Genomic DNA, 17,718 nt, shown 5'->3' with positions numbered 1-17,718 from the left:
AAATGAATGAAGTTAAATTGAGAGGTATTTTAACCTCTAAAAGTGAAATTAAAAAAACGAGTACTAAAAATATAAGTTATTTGAAGTTTTCAATTTTAGCAAGTGGTGAATTTTTTGATTTGTTAGCGTTTGAGGAAAATGCGGAATTTTTAGATAAGTTAGATATAAAAACAAAACCTAATATTTTGGTAATTGGCAAAATTCAAAAGAGAAGTGAGAAATTTGTTATAGAAGATAAGAATTTTAGTTTTAGGTATGACATTATTGTTTCTACTTTGTTTTTAAGTGCGCCAAAAAGACAAGAAATTAAAGCTGAAATAAATACAGAAGAAAATAAAGAAAAATCATTAAATAAAGAAAATAATGTTGAAATAGATAGAGAACAAAATTTTGAATTAGATTGAAATGAAAAAGATGATCTTTCTGCAAACGATCTAGTTGAAAAAGAGAGTAAGTTTTATCAAATTATGGAAAGTTTTAACTATGATGCTGATGAAATTAAAGAAGCATTTACAAATTTAAACATTGAAGATGATTTAAACACTTTGATAGACAAAGGTGTTAGTTATATTGTTAATAATAAAAAAGTTGTTGAACCTGAAAATGATATTTCGTTTTTTAATGAAGAAATTTAATGAGCAAAGTAATTTTTAAACAAAATAACAATTTTGGTTTTGTCAGGGCAGTTGATAGATTTTCAAAAATAGAAAAATTAAAAGCGTATGGAGAAAAAGCAATTAATTATTTTAAAACCGGTAAATATATAGATTACATAACAAGAGATGAAGCGTGTTTTGATTTTATTGGTGAAATGCCCGAATTTAAAAATGATGAAGAAGCCTTAAATTGATTTAACAGTCATACAAAAGGATTTAACAAATTAAATAATGTAAATGATGTATCAAGCGGTTTGTATAGTTTTAATGCAGTTAATTTAAAATTTGAGGCAATAGAATTAAATGAAGGTAAAAATATGCTTTCTAAACTTAAAGAAAATCAATATATTTGAGATACACATTTAAGTTTTGGAGAAATAGGTATTGCTAAAAGAGTTATGACACCAAAACAAATTTCAAAATTACTAGAAGAAAATTTAAATACATTTTTTACGAGAAATAATTTAAATTTAAATAATTTAAATGTTTTATACGCAATACACGCAAATACGAAAAATCCTCACATACATTTAGCATTTTGAGAAAAAGAACCAAAATTAAAATATGTTTCATCAAAAGAATTGCAATTTAAAAAAGATGGTTTAATACCTTTGGGTGAATTTAAAACTTTTGGAACAATCATAACTAATAAGATTTTAGAAAAAGAAAGATATAAAAGTTATTATGAAGCAGTTGGTGAATTGAGAAATTTAAAAGTTGATGTTAAACAAGATTTTAAGTCTATTGATTTAAAGGGCTCTAAACTTAATGATTTAGTAAATGGAGTAATAAAAAATAAAAATAGTAATGTATGAAATTATGCGAGGTTGGATGCTAAATCTAAAAATGCTGTTGATAGTTTAGTTTTGGAAATTATCAAACAAGAGGATACTTTATTTTATAAATATGCGGAATTCGAAAATCAAGTTATGTTGATTGATAATAAATTTAATCGTAAATATGAAAAAGAGCAAGCGAATAAATTAATTGAGAAAGAAAGAAAAGAGCTAAAAATCAATTTAGGGAATTTGGTTTTAAATAAATTAAAGGAATTTGAAAGAAACAAACTAAGTAATGTTGGCTATATAAATTATTTACCTAATGCTAATTATTTGAAATCAAAAAATATTTTTAATACTAAATACAAATGAGAAATTAAAAAAATAAAATTCGAAAACGAAAAAAGGGAATTGGAAGCAAGAATAAAAGCATTAAAACAATATTCTAAACATTTAGAAAGAGAAGAGGGATTAGAATATGAATAATGATAAAAAAAGATTTAACAAGAAGATTAAGGTAATTAGCATTATTTTAGTAAATCTAGCTTTGTGAATGCTTTTATTTATAGGATATTTTTTATATGATAACTATAAAAGATTACAAGAAGCTTTTAAAAATAATATTTTAAAGGTAATGTGAAGATCTTTTAATAATTACTGATGAATTACAATTACAGCCTTTTTAGTTGTTAATTTATTTATGATATTGATATATTGAGTAATACCGAAATTGTTTAAAAGAGTAAAAGTTAAAAATAATGATTATAGCAAGGTATGAATGTATAACGAAGTTAAAAATTTGGGCGATAAAAAAGAGTTCGATGAGAATTATCGTATTAAAAAACCGTTTAAAGAAGGCTTTAATGAAAATAGCGGTTGAGTTATTAAAGCTAATTTAAAAGAGGGTTATATATTAAGTGAAAATCAAACTTTAATATTAGGTGGTACAGGTTCAGGTAAAAGTCAAAAAATCATTATTCCTAGCATTTTTTATAACATGATGCTTAAAGATGATAAAAAACCTAATATGGTTATAACCGATCTAAAAGGAGAACTTACATCTATATTCGCTAAACCACTTAAAAATCATGGTTATAGTGTAAAAGTATTGGATCTAATTAAATTAAAAAATTCAATGGGTTTTAATGTATTTAGTTCGATTTGAGATTTGTGTTTTAAGGATAAAAATAAGGTGGCTTTTGATGAGGCTTTTAAACAAATTGATATATTAGTTTATAATCTTAAAAAATGGAATTTAGCAGGTAATAGCGAGGAATTTTGAGCTCGTGGCGGCATAGAAATACTCTATAACTTAATTTGTGCTATGTTATTAATGGGATTTTATTTTAAAGATGATTTTAAAAAAGAAGATTTTAATTTTAATAATCTCTTAGGTTTATTAGATATTAATACTTTTAAAAATGGAGCATGATTTTATAAATTGTTTGACAGACAAGATTTATCAAAAGAATTTATTACTATTAAAAACTCTTTATTAAGCTATATTAATTTACCGGAAAAACAATTAGCGGGACATTTAGGTTTTTCAACACAGGCAGTTTTACCATATGTTAAAGAAAGTTGAATTAATAATTTAGTTTTAACTGATGAAATAAAGATAAATGAATTGTTTGATAATAATAAATCAAAACCATTTGCAGTATTAATAAAAATACCAGAGGACGATGAAACCAGAAGCTCAATTGCAATAAACTTTATTTTACAACTATATCAAAAAGCAATTAATGTAGCAGAAGATAATGATAATGGAAAATTATATCGTAATTTATTTTACTTTTTAGATGAGTTTGGCAATTTACCAGCAATACCAGGTATGCAAACAAAATTATCAGCAGGGCGTGGCAGGGGAATATTTTTCGCATGCGTATTACAATCATTAACGCAATTGGAAGATAAATATAAAGATGCTGGCAAAACGATCAAAGATGTATTTAATTCATGGATTTTTTTAGGTGGAATAAATAATCAAAAAACATTAGAAGAAATAAGCTCACTTATAGGAAAAGAAGAATATAAAAAAACATCCACAACAACTGGATCATCTACAAAAAGTGAAACATCTTCAACACAAGAAAGACAAGCAATCGAAATGGCTGAATTGCAAAAGTTAAGAAAAAATCAAATCCTTATATTACAAAAACAAGAAAAAGCATTACTATTAAATATTAAATTTGCTTATGAGTACTTAAAATATAACCAAAAAGACGGTACGGAACACTTAAAAAATAATTTGAAAGATGTTTTGATTAGAGAGATTAATTTTATGGATTTTAAGATTTCTGAAAATTCAAATTTAAACAATAAAGAATTAGTTGAGACAGAATTTAACAAAAATAACAATAGTCAAATTGTAGAAGAAACAAATAAAATGGTCGAAACAATAAAAAATGAAGAAAAGCCAATTACTATTAATGATTTGATTAAATACATAAAAAGCAATGTTGATTTTGTAAAAGCATTTTTGAGTAATGAGGATTTTGAGTTATTAATGGAATTATTAAATAAAAACAATAATTTAACAAGCGATGAAAAACAAAACCTAAAAGTTTTATTAATTAAAGTTAAGCCATTTTATATGCTTTATTTTAAAGATAAACAAGAAGATGTGGAAAATTAAGAGGAGTTAAAATGAAAATAGCATTAGGAATTAATAATATTAAAGATTTAAAAGAATTAGATATATATAATGCAGGAGATGTATTTTATTACGAAAATAAAAAATATTTTGTAGCATCATTCGAAAACGGAGAATTAATCGCTTTACCTAGTGATATATTAAATAATACAAAAGAGGAAAAATAAATGGATTGAGAACGTAAAAAACACATACATTTAGAAAAAACCGGAAGAGATGAAACAATTTGATCCAAGTATAAAGATAAGTTAAAGTATCTTTTAATAGATGAAAATAAATGATTTATGCTTAAAGCACAATTTATATCTAGCAAGCCCAAAAAGAATAAAGTAAAACAAGATATATTGTTAAACAATACTGAAATAAAAAATAGGATACGAATTTATTTGCAAAATGAAAATGTTAGTTTTATTCAAAGTAAAAAATTTTGAAAAGAAGAATACGGGGTTGATATTAAGGCAAATGAAAGACCAATCAAAGTTGAGAGTATAGTTTTGTTTAATAACACAATAATCGATGAAGTTTTAAAAGACGGACTAGAAAACAAAGATTACTATTTTAAAGAAATTGAAGCGTATGATATATCGCAAACCACATTGAAATATGAAAAATACCCAGAAACATTAAGCAATAAATGGGGCAATTATAATGTTTCGTTTTATGAAAGAGATGAAAACTCGATACAGCTATTAGGAGAACATATTTTAAATAAGTTAAACCATAATGCCAAAACAAAAAAATATAAATTTGACTTTGATAAGAACAATATTATCGATGAAAGCAGAATTGTTTATATGATAGATAGCACAATTGGCGAATGAAGTTGAAGAGAAACAAACTATGAAGCTGAAAAATATGATTTTGTTAGAAGACTTAGTGGGTTTTTAGTTGTCGAAAAATTAGGTTTATATGCAGGTAATAAATTTAAAATACCGTGAAGTGAAAAAGAATCATTATTATTGAATACTAATGAAAGTCAAGTAGCAAACATGATAGTTGATTCGGTTAATATAAGCAATAAAGCAATAAAAGATTTAGGATTAGAAAAATTTTTACCAGAACAAGAAATTCATAAGCATAATATCGAATTAGAAATGGAAATATAAATATGAAAATAGTAATTAATAGAAAAATAAGAAACATAAAAGAATTAGATATTTATGGTATTAATGATGTTTTTGAATGAGATGGAGAAGAATATAAGGTGTTTTTAAACCAAAATGATAATGATCTAATTGCTATTTTAAATAATTGCGCTATTTAATATGTTTTGAGGCTATTAAACGGGCGAAAATAAAAAAATGATAGTTTATGCTACCAAAGTAAAAACTGGCTCTTAAAACGCATAAAAACAAAAGGAAATCAAATGAATACATATATAGATGATTTTATGAAAGAACATGAAATAAAACTTAAATATAGAAACGATATTGCTAAATTATTTTATGCAGTGCTTAAATTAGGTAAAAAAATTTATAAGACAAAAGATACAACATTATCTAAAACATTAGATATAAAACCATATTCAATTAAAAAATTTTTACCCGTTGTATTGAAAGATATAGAAGATTTATATTCTAAAAAATTGGATTACACAGAATTAGAAACTGATGGAATATTAGAAAAATGATTATTATAAATTTAAGCGTGCTTATAAACATGAGTATAGGTGTATATACGCATTATGCGTATACGTGTGAGTGGGTTGTGAATAAATATATGAATTAGCACTCATTCACAACGCATTCACGCAACACACATATTATTACGCTTAAACGCATGCGAGAGAAAGGTTAAAAATGGAATATAGCGAAATAAAAGACAAAAACTATGCAATTGTGAGAGTTTTTGAAAATAAAGCTTTAAAAATTGAAAAAGTTTATAAAAAATATTTAGATGCAAAAAAAGAACTAATAGATAATGCAAAAAACTATGAAGAAGCTGATTTTGCGATTGTTCAATTAAAATGATTACAAATATTTAATAAAAAGGTATAATTAAGGTAATTAAAAAATTATAAATTTTTTAAAGAGGTAAAAGTGAATCGTAAAAAAAAGAATAAAATATGATTTTTGGGACTTGGAGCTAGTTTAATAGGGTCTGTAATGCCATTAACGGCGATTAGTTGCTGAAATTGAAATAATACAGATTGAGCTAGACCTAATCCTAAACCGGAACCGACAGATAACAAAAGAGAGGATAATAAATCTAATTCTAAGCCAGAAGAATATACAAATATCGATAAAATGAGAAATGAATATTCGGCTTTATGAGCTACTAGTCAAACTAAAATGCCAGAAGCAACTTATTCAAAAGGCTATAGTGCAGATAAGCTTTTTGGTTATGCTTTAAATTTGGGGGCAATGGAAATTAATAACAGAGTTATTGATGGTGATATATTTAATCAAAAATTAGCCGAATTAAAAGATTATGTAAAAAGTGCTATTAAAGATATTTTAGATATAGATGAAAAAAGAAACCCGCATGTAAAAATAATTTTTGGAATGCAAGTGCCAGACGGTTTTTTATCTAGCCCCGGTTTTTTTGGAACCGAAAACGGCAAATCTTATGAAGAAAAAATTAGACAAAATAATTCAGACGCTTTTAGTTATGAAGAATATTTATCAAACTATCGACTTTTTTCACAAAGGAGAATAGCGAATAATGATAAATATTTTAGAGATTTTAAAGAAAATGATATAAAAGCTTTAAACGAATTAAATAGTGATTATTGAGCTAATTTTTCATTAATAGAACCATTATTAAAAAGAGCACGAGATGCAAAAATGACATTGGAATTTTTAGAACAGTACATTATTGTTATTGAAGCGCTAAAAAAAGATTTAAATAGAAGTGATTTACCTTTAAAAATTCAGCTTACAGCTGAAACAAAGAACAAAATAGAAAGTTTATATAATAAAACTAATTTATTAATGGAACCTAAAAATTACTTTTTTTTAGATTTAGATGGTTATAAATGATTATTTGATTTACCTGATTTCAAAGCTAATTATGATAACGGTTGAAAATTTAATCGACTATTAAAATTAATTAATGAATTTATTTTGCCTCTAACCTGATTAACAAAAAATTACATCCCTTTTTGGGAAGATGTTAAATTGGAGTTTAGAAATGAACTTTATACAAAATATTTGTATAAACAATGGGACAATTCAAGCGCTCAATATGTGGGTGAATTAATAAAACAAAATAAACAAGAAGCAAATGATAATTTATCTAAATGATTAACTAAAAATTCTGCTTTGAATTTGAAATTCAAAGAAATTGAATAAAAAACCTACCTTAAATTGATTTTATACTATAAAAGAAGATGGCTCAAAAGAGACATCTATTTTGTCATATTAAAAAAGGAGAAAACATGGAAACATTAAAAAAACTTATGATGTTTGATATTGATGAAAGTGGGCGTGTTATTGAAACAATAAAAACAAAGGGTAAAGATCTAATGCAGTTAGTCGGTACATGAGGGTCGATTATTTGTGGGATATTACTATTTATAGCTTTTTTAGGAGCTTTAATTAACACGATTTATCAAGGAATTAAATTGCAAAATGTAAAGGACGAAGAAGAAATTAAAAAAGCAAGAACAAAAATTAGATGAGGTTGAATAGGTTGTGGTATAGCGATTGTAATATTTGCATTATTTGGTATTGCAATGGGCATTGCCGCCGCAATTATTGGCTGAAATTAAAAAATATAGAAAGGAGCTAAATATATGATTATAAATGGTGTTGCAAGTGCATTATTGAGCCCTATATTCTATGCTCTTTTTGGTGTATTTTGGGGAATTTTTATAAGTTTCCCCTTTTTATTACTAAATGGCATATTTTATGCAATAAAATTTTTCGGTTTCGAATTCTTTCAGGTGTTAGCTTTTGGGACTTCCGACCCTGAAAAATTAGGGTCAAATTCTGTTCCGGCCGCTTTTTTGGGCGCAGCCATAATTAGCATAGCTTTATTACTGATTTCAATTATTATTGTTGTAATTAAATATCATTTTGGCGGAAAGGATACAAAAGAGGGACAAACTAGCATTAAGACAGCCTTAAAAAATGTTATACCCGCCATATCAATAATTGTGTTTATACCTTTGATTTTGTTTTTGTTTAACTTATTAATGATGGTGGCTTTTGAGTCGTTAGAGAAAGCGCTTTCACTTAGCGAATACGGTTCGTCAAAACTAAATGTAATAGAAAAAATTTACATATCTTTAAATAGTGATTATCCATCGGTAAAAGAAGCTATGGAAACAAAGAACATATTTGCACCTCCGAGCTATACAGAATGATTTACACCATTTTTATTTAGTCCGTGAGATATAGGAATTAGATTTTTAATTAATGCGATTGTCGGTTGAACTACATTAACTATTTTAGGTGGAATAGTTATTAGTGTTGTTGTTAAAGTATTTCACTTATTTTTCTTATTCATTATTAGTCCTTTTGTTGCGGTTAGCTCCGTTATAGATGGAGGTAAAAATCTGCACAAATGAAAAGAAATGTATATTCAAAAAAATTTAGCCATTTTAACTCAAACAATAGCAATTCAATTTTATTTAATTTTTGTGATTGGAATTGAAAAATATTTATCCGAATTAAAAAACGGAACAGGATTAAATACAGTTGCCAAAACAGGTCTTTTACCACTATTGCAAATTATTATTTATTGTGGTTCAGCGGTAGCGGTTAAATCATTATCAAATTTAGTAGTTTCATTTATTGGTGAATCAACGAGCCAGGATGATTTAAAATCTGCAATGACGCCATTTAAAACCGGGTTAAAATTAGCATCAGGCATGGCAATGGCCGCCGGTGCAGTAGCAACAGGTGGCGCAACACTAGGAGCGATGGCTGCAAAAGGTGGTGTTTCAGGCTTAATTGGTGGAACAATAGGAAAAGCTATTAATGGAACAAGACAATCAATATTATACGGCAAACAAACTAGCGCAGGATTTTCAAAAGCCGGAGCAAAAATGTTTTCAAATTCTGGCGTTAATAAAAACAATATAAGTGCGCAAAGAGCAAACTTGGCAGAAATGAAAAGTTTAGCACATGGTGTCGAAAACACAGGTGGTATTCAAGAGCAATTTAAAGCTTTTGAAAACCCAGAAGCATTTAGAAATATGGTAACAAGCAATTATGATAATTACCAAAAAGAAATTGATTGAAATAAAAGTCAATTATCTTTATTAGAAAACAAGGCAAATAAAACCAAAGATGAAATTAATACTATTCAAAGAATGAAAAATGAAATTAAAGATATGGAATTTAGAAAAGAAGCTTATGCGAATAGAACAAACGCTTTACTTTCTAAATTACAATGAGAAAAAGCTAATTTTAATAAATAAGGGGATATTTAATGCTACAAAATAAAAAATTAAGTGCAAATAAATTAACTATATTTAAAAACTTTACTTTTTTAGATTTGGCGATATTCTTTCTAATAATAGGTATTAGTTTTGTTTTGGGATTTACAACAAACAAATTCAATATCTGGTTAAGATTATTAATTACAATATTTGTGTTTTTAAGTACATTTTGAGTCTTATTTAAAAGCGCAAAACATAATTGTAGATATTACTTTTTGGTATTTAGAATTATTAAATTTAAAATACAAGTTAAGAAATATAAAAATAACTTAAAAAATGCCGATACTAGTTTTTTAATACCTTACGAAAAATTGGAAGACGAAGATATAGTTAAAGTAAATTCATCCCTAATATCTAATTATATTAGTGCCTTTAAGATTAGGGGTTATGATCTATTTACAGATGACTTTGAAGACCAAGAAGCATATTTTAATCAATTAACACAAATATTTAATAATATTGATTTTAAAATTACATTTATAAAGAAAACCGAACCAATGGTCTTAGAAAAAAATATTAAGCTTATTGAGGATAATGTATTATCGTCAAAAGAAATAGAAACAAACGAAACGATAAGGAATTATTATAGTAATAACTTAATCGATTTTACAGAACTTAATAATGCTAGAAATACAGATTATTATTATTTAGTTATTTATGCTAATGATAAAAAAATTTTAAGAGATAGACAGCAAGATGTACAAAATATGTTTTATAATACAAAACTTAAAGTTTCAATTATAAAAAATGCTGAATTACTTAATCTATTGACAATTTCTAGTTCAAAAGTTATTAAAGAGCAAGATTATATTAATTTTTTAGAGAGAGATGAAAAAAGCTTGTTATTTAAAAAATCTAATGTAGAAAACAAAGATATTAAAAAAGTATCGGGTTTTAAAAAGTTTATTAATAATTTAAAACTATTATTATTTAAAAAACAAGATGAAACAAAAGATAATGATAAAAACAATAATTTAGTAGATCTATTAAAACCAAAAGAAGTGGAATTTAAAAAAAGTTATGTTAAAGTTGATGATTATTATTTATCTTATCAATCCTTTAATGAATTTAATAGTTTAGTTATAAATAATGGATGAATGAAATTAATGAGTGGAAGCATAAGCACATTTATTGTGAATTTAGAACCTCTTAATGAAAATCAAAAGCAAAAGCTTTTAGATAAAACATCACTAATTATTGAGGCTAATTCATCTAGTGATAAATCAAAATTTAGACAATCAAAGAAAAATGCAACATTGGAAGTTATTAATGATTTGATAGAGCAAATTAATATTCAACACATGAATATCTTTAATATGAATATAACTTTAATAAATAGAGCTAATGATTTAAATTCTTTAAGAGAATTAGAAAAAATAAATAAACAAAATTTCAATCAAACAACAGCAAACATAAATCCTAATTTTTACTTACAAAAAGAAGCTTATGCCAACACAAACTTTATTCAAAAAGATTATTTAAAAAATAATTTAGAAATTACATCAAAAAATATAAGTGCTGGCTGGATGTGGGTAAATAATGATTTAAACGATAAAAACGATTTCTTATTAGGTTTCAATTTAAATTCCGGCTCACCAGTTATATTTGATATATTTAAAAAAACAAAAGATAGAACTAGTTTTTCAATGGCTTTATTGGGTCTTTCAGGTGTTGGCAAATCAGCTTTAACAGAAAAATTTATATGAAACCAAATTATGAATAATAACGAGGTTATTGTATTCGACCCTCAACGTGAATATGGTGATTTAGCCAAAAAACTAAACGGCAATATTATTGAATTGGGCCGGGGCGATAAAACTAAAATCAACCCTCTACAACTTGATAATATGTTTGTTGAAAATATCGAAAAAGACTTTAAAAATTTAACTATTATTAATCAAAATATAAAAAAGGTTAAAGAATTTTTTACACTTTTATACCCAGATTTAGAAGATAGACATTTAAGAGTTCTAACAATATTATTGACTGCATTTTACAAAAAACAAGGTTATTATGATCCAAAACTAAACATTAATAATCTTAAAAATACAGATTTTGCAACTATGAGTGATTTTTATGAATTTATAAATACATTTAAGTTTGCAAATGCATTAGAAGAGAGTTTGTTAAAACAATACTTAAATGAAATTAAGTTGTTAATCTTATATGATTTTATGAATAACGGTCTCTACCAACATTTATATAACGGACACACTAATATTGACTTTAAAAATGATTTAACAATTTTAGATACTTACAATTTAGATGTTAAAAACCAAAATTCTTCAACACAAGGAGCATTATATTTAATACTTTCTTTCGTTCAAAATAGAATTACCAACAACTTTTTTTACAATAAAGATAAAAACAAAAAGATTGTTTTAGTTGTTGATGAGGCACATAAATTTATAGATCCTCAAAATATGTCATCTTTAAGATTTTTATTTGATACTGTTAAAACTATTCGTAAATATAACGGATCATTAATTTTGACAACGCAAAATTTAAGTGATTTCAGACAAAATTTGAATGTTAGTGGATTGTCGCAAGCTCTTTTTGATAATCTAGCTTATACTGGAATTTTTAAATTAAATCAAAAAGATATAGATTTAGTTGATGAGATGTATAGAAGCCGTGGCGGATTAACAAAAGCGGAAAAAATGTTTTTATCAACAGCAGGAATTGGTGAATTAATTTTTAATGTTGATAATTCAACAAGGTTTATTTTAGAAACATACTATAACCGGTTTGAAAAATCACAGATTTTCAAAAAAGGTGATGGGAAAAAATGAGGAGACGAATAATGGCAAAACAAAGTGCAAAAATTGCGAAATTAATGAGTTTTTTTAAGGATGCCGACCAAGAGTTCAAAAACTTATTAAACTACGATATTTTATATGCTGATTATATTTTAAAGGGTGGCAGACCTAAAACAAACACAAATGGAGAAGTTAGAGGTTATTTTAGATTTACCAATATTGATGATATTTTAAATTATAAGAAGTGGGAAAACAGTATCGATGCAAGAGGTATAGCTAGACAACGAGAAATAAATAACCTAGTTAGAAAAGGTATTTTAGAAAGTGAAGCTATACGCTCGATAAAAACATTTAAAAGCGAAATAAGATATGCTTTTTCAAAGGCTATATTTGCATCAATATCACCTTTTTATAACAAAATTGAAAAAAGGGGATTAATACAAGAAACAAAATTGAATATTTTGGAATACAAAATAAATTTAATATTAAACATTTTGCTAGGCAAAGTAATACTGAGTGAAGATAAAGATTTATATGAATCTTTAACTATTAATGATATTGAATTAGAACCAAAATTATTTAAGTTAATAAAAAATGATTTTAATTCAAAAGTTGATGAAAAAATAGAAAAATTAAGAGATGCACAAAATGAAATAGAAACTAATAATGAAGAGTATTTAGAAGATATATTCTTTAAATCAAAGCAATAAGAATTAAGGAGGGGCAATATGAAAAAAAGATATAAATTATTAATAGGTTTAGCAGTATTGGGTGCTGTTAGTGGTATAGGCTGAGGAATTCATATTTTAAGACAAAAAGAAGAAAAAGCTAATGATAAAAAAATTTGAGTACCTAATGCCGGCTACATTAATGAATTGAGAGAAATACCATTTGGTTTAAATACTATCAAAAATGAAACTAAAAGTAGTATTGTCCTTTCGAATATCTATTTGCCAACACAAAGCGAAGCAATAGCAAGCAATTTATTGTATAAAGAAGAACAAATCGGAACTCGAAACATTAGTCAAACAGGCGTAGGAAATGGTAGGCTTTCGCCTAGAAGAATAGGGCAAATTGTTTTTAGCCGAACACACCCAGTAAATAATCCCTCGCAATTAGAAACAAATTTATTTTTAAAAAGACTATATAACAATAATGACACATTTAAAACCCAATTAAATTCATTAATTATTAGTGAATTAAGAAGTGGTATTTTATCAACTAAAAAAAATTTAGAAATCAAAGCAATATCTAATATTTCATTTGAAAATATAGAATTTAAAGAACAATCAAGTCAAAGCGCCGAATATAATATAAATAGGGAGAAAGATAAAAAGGTAAAAACATATAAAACTTTTTACGTTAGAAAGTCGACAATTAGGGTTAATGTTAATTACGATTTTTTAGATGTCGAAGATAATTCGGCATATGAGTATTTCAAACAGAAATTTTTAGAAAATTATAATCAAAATAAAAGTTTAGATGATAAATTAAAATTACCAACCGATTATCAAAATGATACAATTTTAGCAACTCCAAACGAAGATAATGTTTATTCTGGCTTCAAAACAAATAGACAAATGTTAAATGACTGATTTGATAGAACATTTAGTACAAATGATTATCATGGCTATTCAATTCGTTGGGAAGTTTCAACAAATAATGCTAATGCATTCAATTTATTTATAGAAAATTCAAATAATAAAAAGCAATATATTTTTAAAAATATTGAAATTAAATGAGAACCTAGTAATAAATTAGGTAATTTAGATATTACAAAAAGACTAATAATTACCCCTTCAAAATATGTTGATTTTAAAGCTCAAAGCGCAGAAAATCCAACTGGTTTAGTGATTGATAAACCAACTAGATTACAAAACGATAAAGCTATCGGTTTAGAAAGCGATGGCAAAACTTATTATTTAGGAACATGAATATATAACGCACCTGTCGATGTTGCTTTTAAAGCTTTAACAAAAGAAAATGAAATACTAGAAATAAATAATATCAAAATTGATGTTCTTAATCAAAACTTTAACTATACACTTTACGATCAAAGAGCCAATGCTGACGATAATAGTTTAATAAATATTAATGAAAATAAGGAAGAAGAAAAAGAAGAAATTAAAAAAAATGAGTATATTATAAAATTAAAAACTTTTAATAATATAAACATAGATAAAGAAGTTAAAAATTCATACATTTATAAAATAATAGTTGATTCAAAAGCTCAAAGCCAAGACTATAAGTGGTACGGTTGAAACCCTGATAAAATTAGAAGTCAAAAAGATAGAATAACCCAATATTTACAAAATATTGATGGAAAAAAACTTTTAGATGAAAATGGTAATTACATACCAAACCCTAAATACGATCCGTTAATAGATGCTAAAACAGGAACTAAAAAAGAATTAGTTTGAGTTGATTTTTCGCAATTGAATTTTAATATTAGTGAAATAGAATTTAATAATGTTTATAATCAGTATAAAAATAAGTATCAAATTAACGAAGCTGATTATCCAAAGAATAAAATGTATAGCTATTTTAAAACAACCTCGTTGCCACCTTTAACTATGAATTTATTGCATACTACAAAAGGTAAAATAACGGCTAATGATAAAGGAGTAATTGCAGAAGCTTCTGTTATATCAAAGGGCGCTGTAAAAGAACTTTTGGGCGATACAAAACAGTACATAGTATATAAATTAAATAATAATGAAGACGGTAGATGAAACGCCGATTTATTAGATATAAAAACGAGTGATTACTCTTATTTTTCAACCCCCGGGCTATATTTATTTACATCATCCGCAAATAAGCAAATTAGCTCATATAAATTAATTCTAATCGATGGTCGAAACGATGAAAGTGTAAATAATAAATTATTTAGTGAAATTCAAGGCGAATTAAATTATGTAAATTATCTTTGGGATACAACACAGGGAATATTCTTTTTAAAATATATTACAGCTAATTATGGAATAGATGAAAACAATGTTAAAACTTTAACTTATGAAGAAATAATTGAATACTGAAAAAGATATATAAATTATTTATCTACAATAACAGAAGAAATAATTGATATAAAGCCTTATTTTAATATCGACAGATTACAAAATAAGTACAACTCATTTAATGATTTTAAAAGTCATTTCAACAATGAATATTTAGATAATAAAGATAAAATAATAAATGATTTTGCTAACTTTAAATACAGTGATTTAGTTTCAATACGAAATTATGAATTTGATGATGAAAATGAAACTTTAAAACTAATAATTTATGTAAAAAGTGCTGATAGCCGTTTTAAATTAACTAATTTAGAACTAAATTACAAAATTAATTTAGCAACAAATTCAGCCAATAATAAAATTACTAATTTATTTATAAATTGGAATACTCATAATTTAAATGACCTTTATTCTAATGCAAATGATAGTATAAGTTTTTTAGAAACATTAAACAATGAAATAAATAACAATGGTTTTAAAAATATAATTGATAATAGTTTTTACAATTATATAGAATTGTTTAATCCACTAGAAATAAAGGATAATACCATTTTAAAAATATCAGTTAAATTAAAAGACGAATACAGACAAAATTATTTTTTAGCAAACCCTGAATTTGAATATAATTTTCAATATTTGGATGAAGATTTTGAAATATTTAATAATTTTAATAGTGAAAAAATTAAACTAATAAATGAAACTGATGCTGATAAAATAAAGGAAAAAATAATCAAAAATATAACGGATCAAATTAGTTTATATAATGAGAATTTAGTTTTAAATCAGCACTATCAAATTACAAATTTGGATGATATTGCCACGAGATTATCAAAAATGAAAATATACAATTAAAAGACACATTTAACACCATATTTAATAATCAAAGCAAAAGAGCCTTATTATTCAAAATCAAAAATTCTTGTCCCTGTTATAAATTTAGTTAAATATAACTTTACAAATATAATTTTTGATAAGTTATTGTTAGATTATAACATTAATAATATCGATAAAAACGATGAACTAGAAGTTTTAGCTCGAATGAGAAATGAAATAACAAAATATATAAACTCAAAGATTAGAGATGAAACTAATAAAATGTTTTACTATACAACTGATGAAGATACTAATTTAACTATAACAAACATAAACGAAGAACAATTAAAATTACTATTTACAAAAAATGATTTAGTTATTAAAATAGCACCCAAAATTGAATTTAATTCGTTAGCAGAGGGTGAAAGTACTTTAATAGTTAAAAATAATAATCCTAGCGCAAATAAAGCTTATGATATTAGCGAATTGGAAATAGAAGACTTAAATTTAGTTTCTTCAAAGCCAGAACTAATAAAAAATGAAATTATTACATATATAAAAAATAAATTATCGTTTATAAATAATTTAGAGTATATTAAAGATTATCAAATTTTAAATATTGATAATAATGATATTTATAATGGGTTTATAGCCAAAAATGCGCCAAAAAACTTAAATATAACCATAAAAGGGTCAAGCAATAAAATCACGGGATTAAAAACTTTTATAGCTCTAAAAGTAGCAAAATATAATTTAAGTAGCTACATATGAAACAATATTGATATTAATGTAGATGCTAATGAGTTAAATTCTTATTATGATAAATTGAAAATACTAAATGAAATAAGAGAAGTTATTGTTAAAAATCTTAATAGTCAAATAACCAAAAATTTAAATGAATACTCTTATCTTATTGAAAATAATTCTTTTGTTTTAGAACCGGAGCTTGACAATGAAGTTTTAGAATTATTATTGTATAATGCGGAAATAAATTTAAATATTTATGGTAATAATTTAGATATCGAGGGTTTATTTTCTATAAAAATCAAAAATAATCACCCGTCCGCAAATAAGCCGTATGCATTAAATAAAATCAAAATAGATGATTTAGTTATTTTACAAAATAATAATTTGAGCGACCAAAATAAAATAAACGATATCAAAAATAAAATTGAAGAACATTTAGCCAATAACAAGATAATTAAAACATTAAACTTAAATAAAAATGATGATTACAAAATCAGTATATTAGCTTATGTTAATAATAATTTTAATTCAACTAATTATGATTATGAAGATAGAAATAATGATTGATTACTGTTATCATATATTTATAAAAAACCTTATAAAAATGAATTAGTAAAAAATATTAATAATATTGCTATATCTATATTAGCAAAAGAAAATAATACAAAAAATTTAGAAGACAATAGTAACTCTAAATTCTATATTTATGGTAAATCTATTGAAGAAAAAAATGAAAATAATAATACAAAGCTCGAAACTAGCGCTAGAACGACAGGATTTAATAAATTATGGCTAGCCTGAATAGTTCCGCTTTCTATTATTTTATTAGGTGTATTAATTTTTTCTGGTTGAGCTTTATATGTTAGATTCGGCAAAAAAAGAATAAAATAGCCAGGCATGAATCGCCT

At 25.0% G+C, this 17,718-nt stretch carries 13 protein-coding genes and 1 pseudogene; all 14 read left to right on the top strand.

Going from position 1 to position 17,718, the window contains the following annotated elements; all coding sequences use genetic code 4:
* The first annotated feature begins 2 nt into the window (after window positions 1–2).
* The 14 genes and pseudogenes from EXC47_RS01480 to EXC47_RS01425 all read left to right on the top strand — a co-directional run bounded on the left by EXC47_RS01480 (window position 3) and on the right by EXC47_RS01425 (window position 17,701).
* Entirely contained in the window at window positions 3–635 is a 633-nt protein-coding gene (locus EXC47_RS01480; RefSeq protein ID WP_027122600.1) for a hypothetical protein, read from the top strand.
* Window positions 635–1,921, top strand: coding sequence for a relaxase MobL (mobL, locus tag EXC47_RS01475; RefSeq protein ID WP_027122599.1), 1,287 nt, complete (start codon window positions 635–637; stop codon window positions 1,919–1,921). Before EXC47_RS01480 ends, mobL begins: the two co-directional genes overlap by 1 nt.
* Window positions 1,914–4,073 (top strand): type IV secretory system conjugative DNA transfer family protein, encoded by a 2,160-nt coding sequence (locus EXC47_RS01470; RefSeq protein WP_027122598.1) that lies wholly within the window; start codon window positions 1,914–1,916, stop codon window positions 4,071–4,073. The genes mobL and EXC47_RS01470 overlap by 8 nt, the downstream gene beginning before the upstream one ends.
* 11 nt (window positions 4,074–4,084) lie before the next feature.
* The gene (locus tag EXC47_RS03885) at window positions 4,085–4,258 is read left to right on the top strand and encodes a hypothetical protein (protein ID WP_156924218.1); all 174 of its coding nucleotides are present in this window, start codon (window positions 4,085–4,087) and stop codon (window positions 4,256–4,258) included.
* Window positions 4,259–5,197 (top strand): hypothetical protein, encoded by a 939-nt coding sequence (locus tag EXC47_RS01465; protein WP_129646453.1) that lies wholly within the window; start codon window positions 4,259–4,261, stop codon window positions 5,195–5,197. It abuts the gene before it with no gap.
* Between the two features lie 2 nt (window positions 5,198–5,199).
* Complete coding sequence (locus EXC47_RS03880; protein ID WP_156924217.1) at window positions 5,200–5,355, top strand: hypothetical protein; 156 nt, start codon at window positions 5,200–5,202, stop codon at window positions 5,353–5,355.
* A 102-nt stretch (window positions 5,356–5,457) separates the two neighbouring features.
* Complete coding sequence (locus EXC47_RS01460) at window positions 5,458–5,730, top strand: hypothetical protein (protein ID WP_027122596.1); 273 nt, start codon at window positions 5,458–5,460, stop codon at window positions 5,728–5,730.
* 160 nt (window positions 5,731–5,890) lie between these two features.
* Window positions 5,891–6,088, top strand: a complete 198-nt coding sequence (locus EXC47_RS01455) for a hypothetical protein (protein WP_027122595.1) — start codon at window positions 5,891–5,893, stop codon at window positions 6,086–6,088.
* 42 nt (window positions 6,089–6,130) lie between these two features.
* The gene (locus tag EXC47_RS01450) at window positions 6,131–7,384 is read left to right on the top strand and encodes a PHP domain-containing protein (RefSeq protein WP_129646451.1); all 1,254 of its coding nucleotides are present in this window, start codon (window positions 6,131–6,133) and stop codon (window positions 7,382–7,384) included.
* An 86-nt stretch (window positions 7,385–7,470) separates the two neighbouring features.
* Entirely contained in the window at window positions 7,471–7,803 is a 333-nt protein-coding gene (locus EXC47_RS01445) for an Mbov_0395 family pilin-like conjugal transfer protein (protein WP_027122593.1), read from the top strand.
* 24 nt (window positions 7,804–7,827) lie between these two features.
* A complete protein-coding gene (locus EXC47_RS01440; protein ID WP_129646449.1) occupies window positions 7,828–9,459 on the top strand; it encodes an Mbov_0396 family ICE element transmembrane protein in 1,632 nt (543 codons plus the stop codon).
* A gap of 11 nt (window positions 9,460–9,470) precedes the next feature.
* Window positions 9,471–12,284 carry an Mbov_0397 family ICE element conjugal transfer ATPase gene (locus tag EXC47_RS01435; RefSeq protein WP_027122591.1) on the top strand — a complete coding sequence of 938 codons (2,814 nt, stop codon included), beginning with the start codon at window positions 9,471–9,473 and terminating at the stop codon, window positions 12,282–12,284.
* Window positions 12,284–12,949 (top strand): Mbov_0398 family ICE element protein, encoded by a 666-nt coding sequence (locus EXC47_RS01430; RefSeq protein ID WP_027122590.1) that lies wholly within the window; start codon window positions 12,284–12,286, stop codon window positions 12,947–12,949. Before EXC47_RS01435 ends, EXC47_RS01430 begins: the two co-directional genes overlap by 1 nt.
* An 18-nt stretch (window positions 12,950–12,967) precedes the next feature.
* Window positions 12,968–17,701 (top strand): annotated as a pseudogene (locus EXC47_RS01425) (Mbov_0399 family ICE element protein).
* The last annotated feature ends 17 nt before the right edge of the window (window positions 17,702–17,718 follow it).

It is taken from the genome of Mycoplasmopsis maculosa, from assembly GCF_900660665.1.
Lineage (GTDB): Bacteria > Bacillota_I > Bacilli_A > Mycoplasmatales > Metamycoplasmataceae > Mycoplasmopsis > Mycoplasmopsis maculosa.
This window is presented reverse-complemented; position numbering and strand designations above follow the sequence as displayed.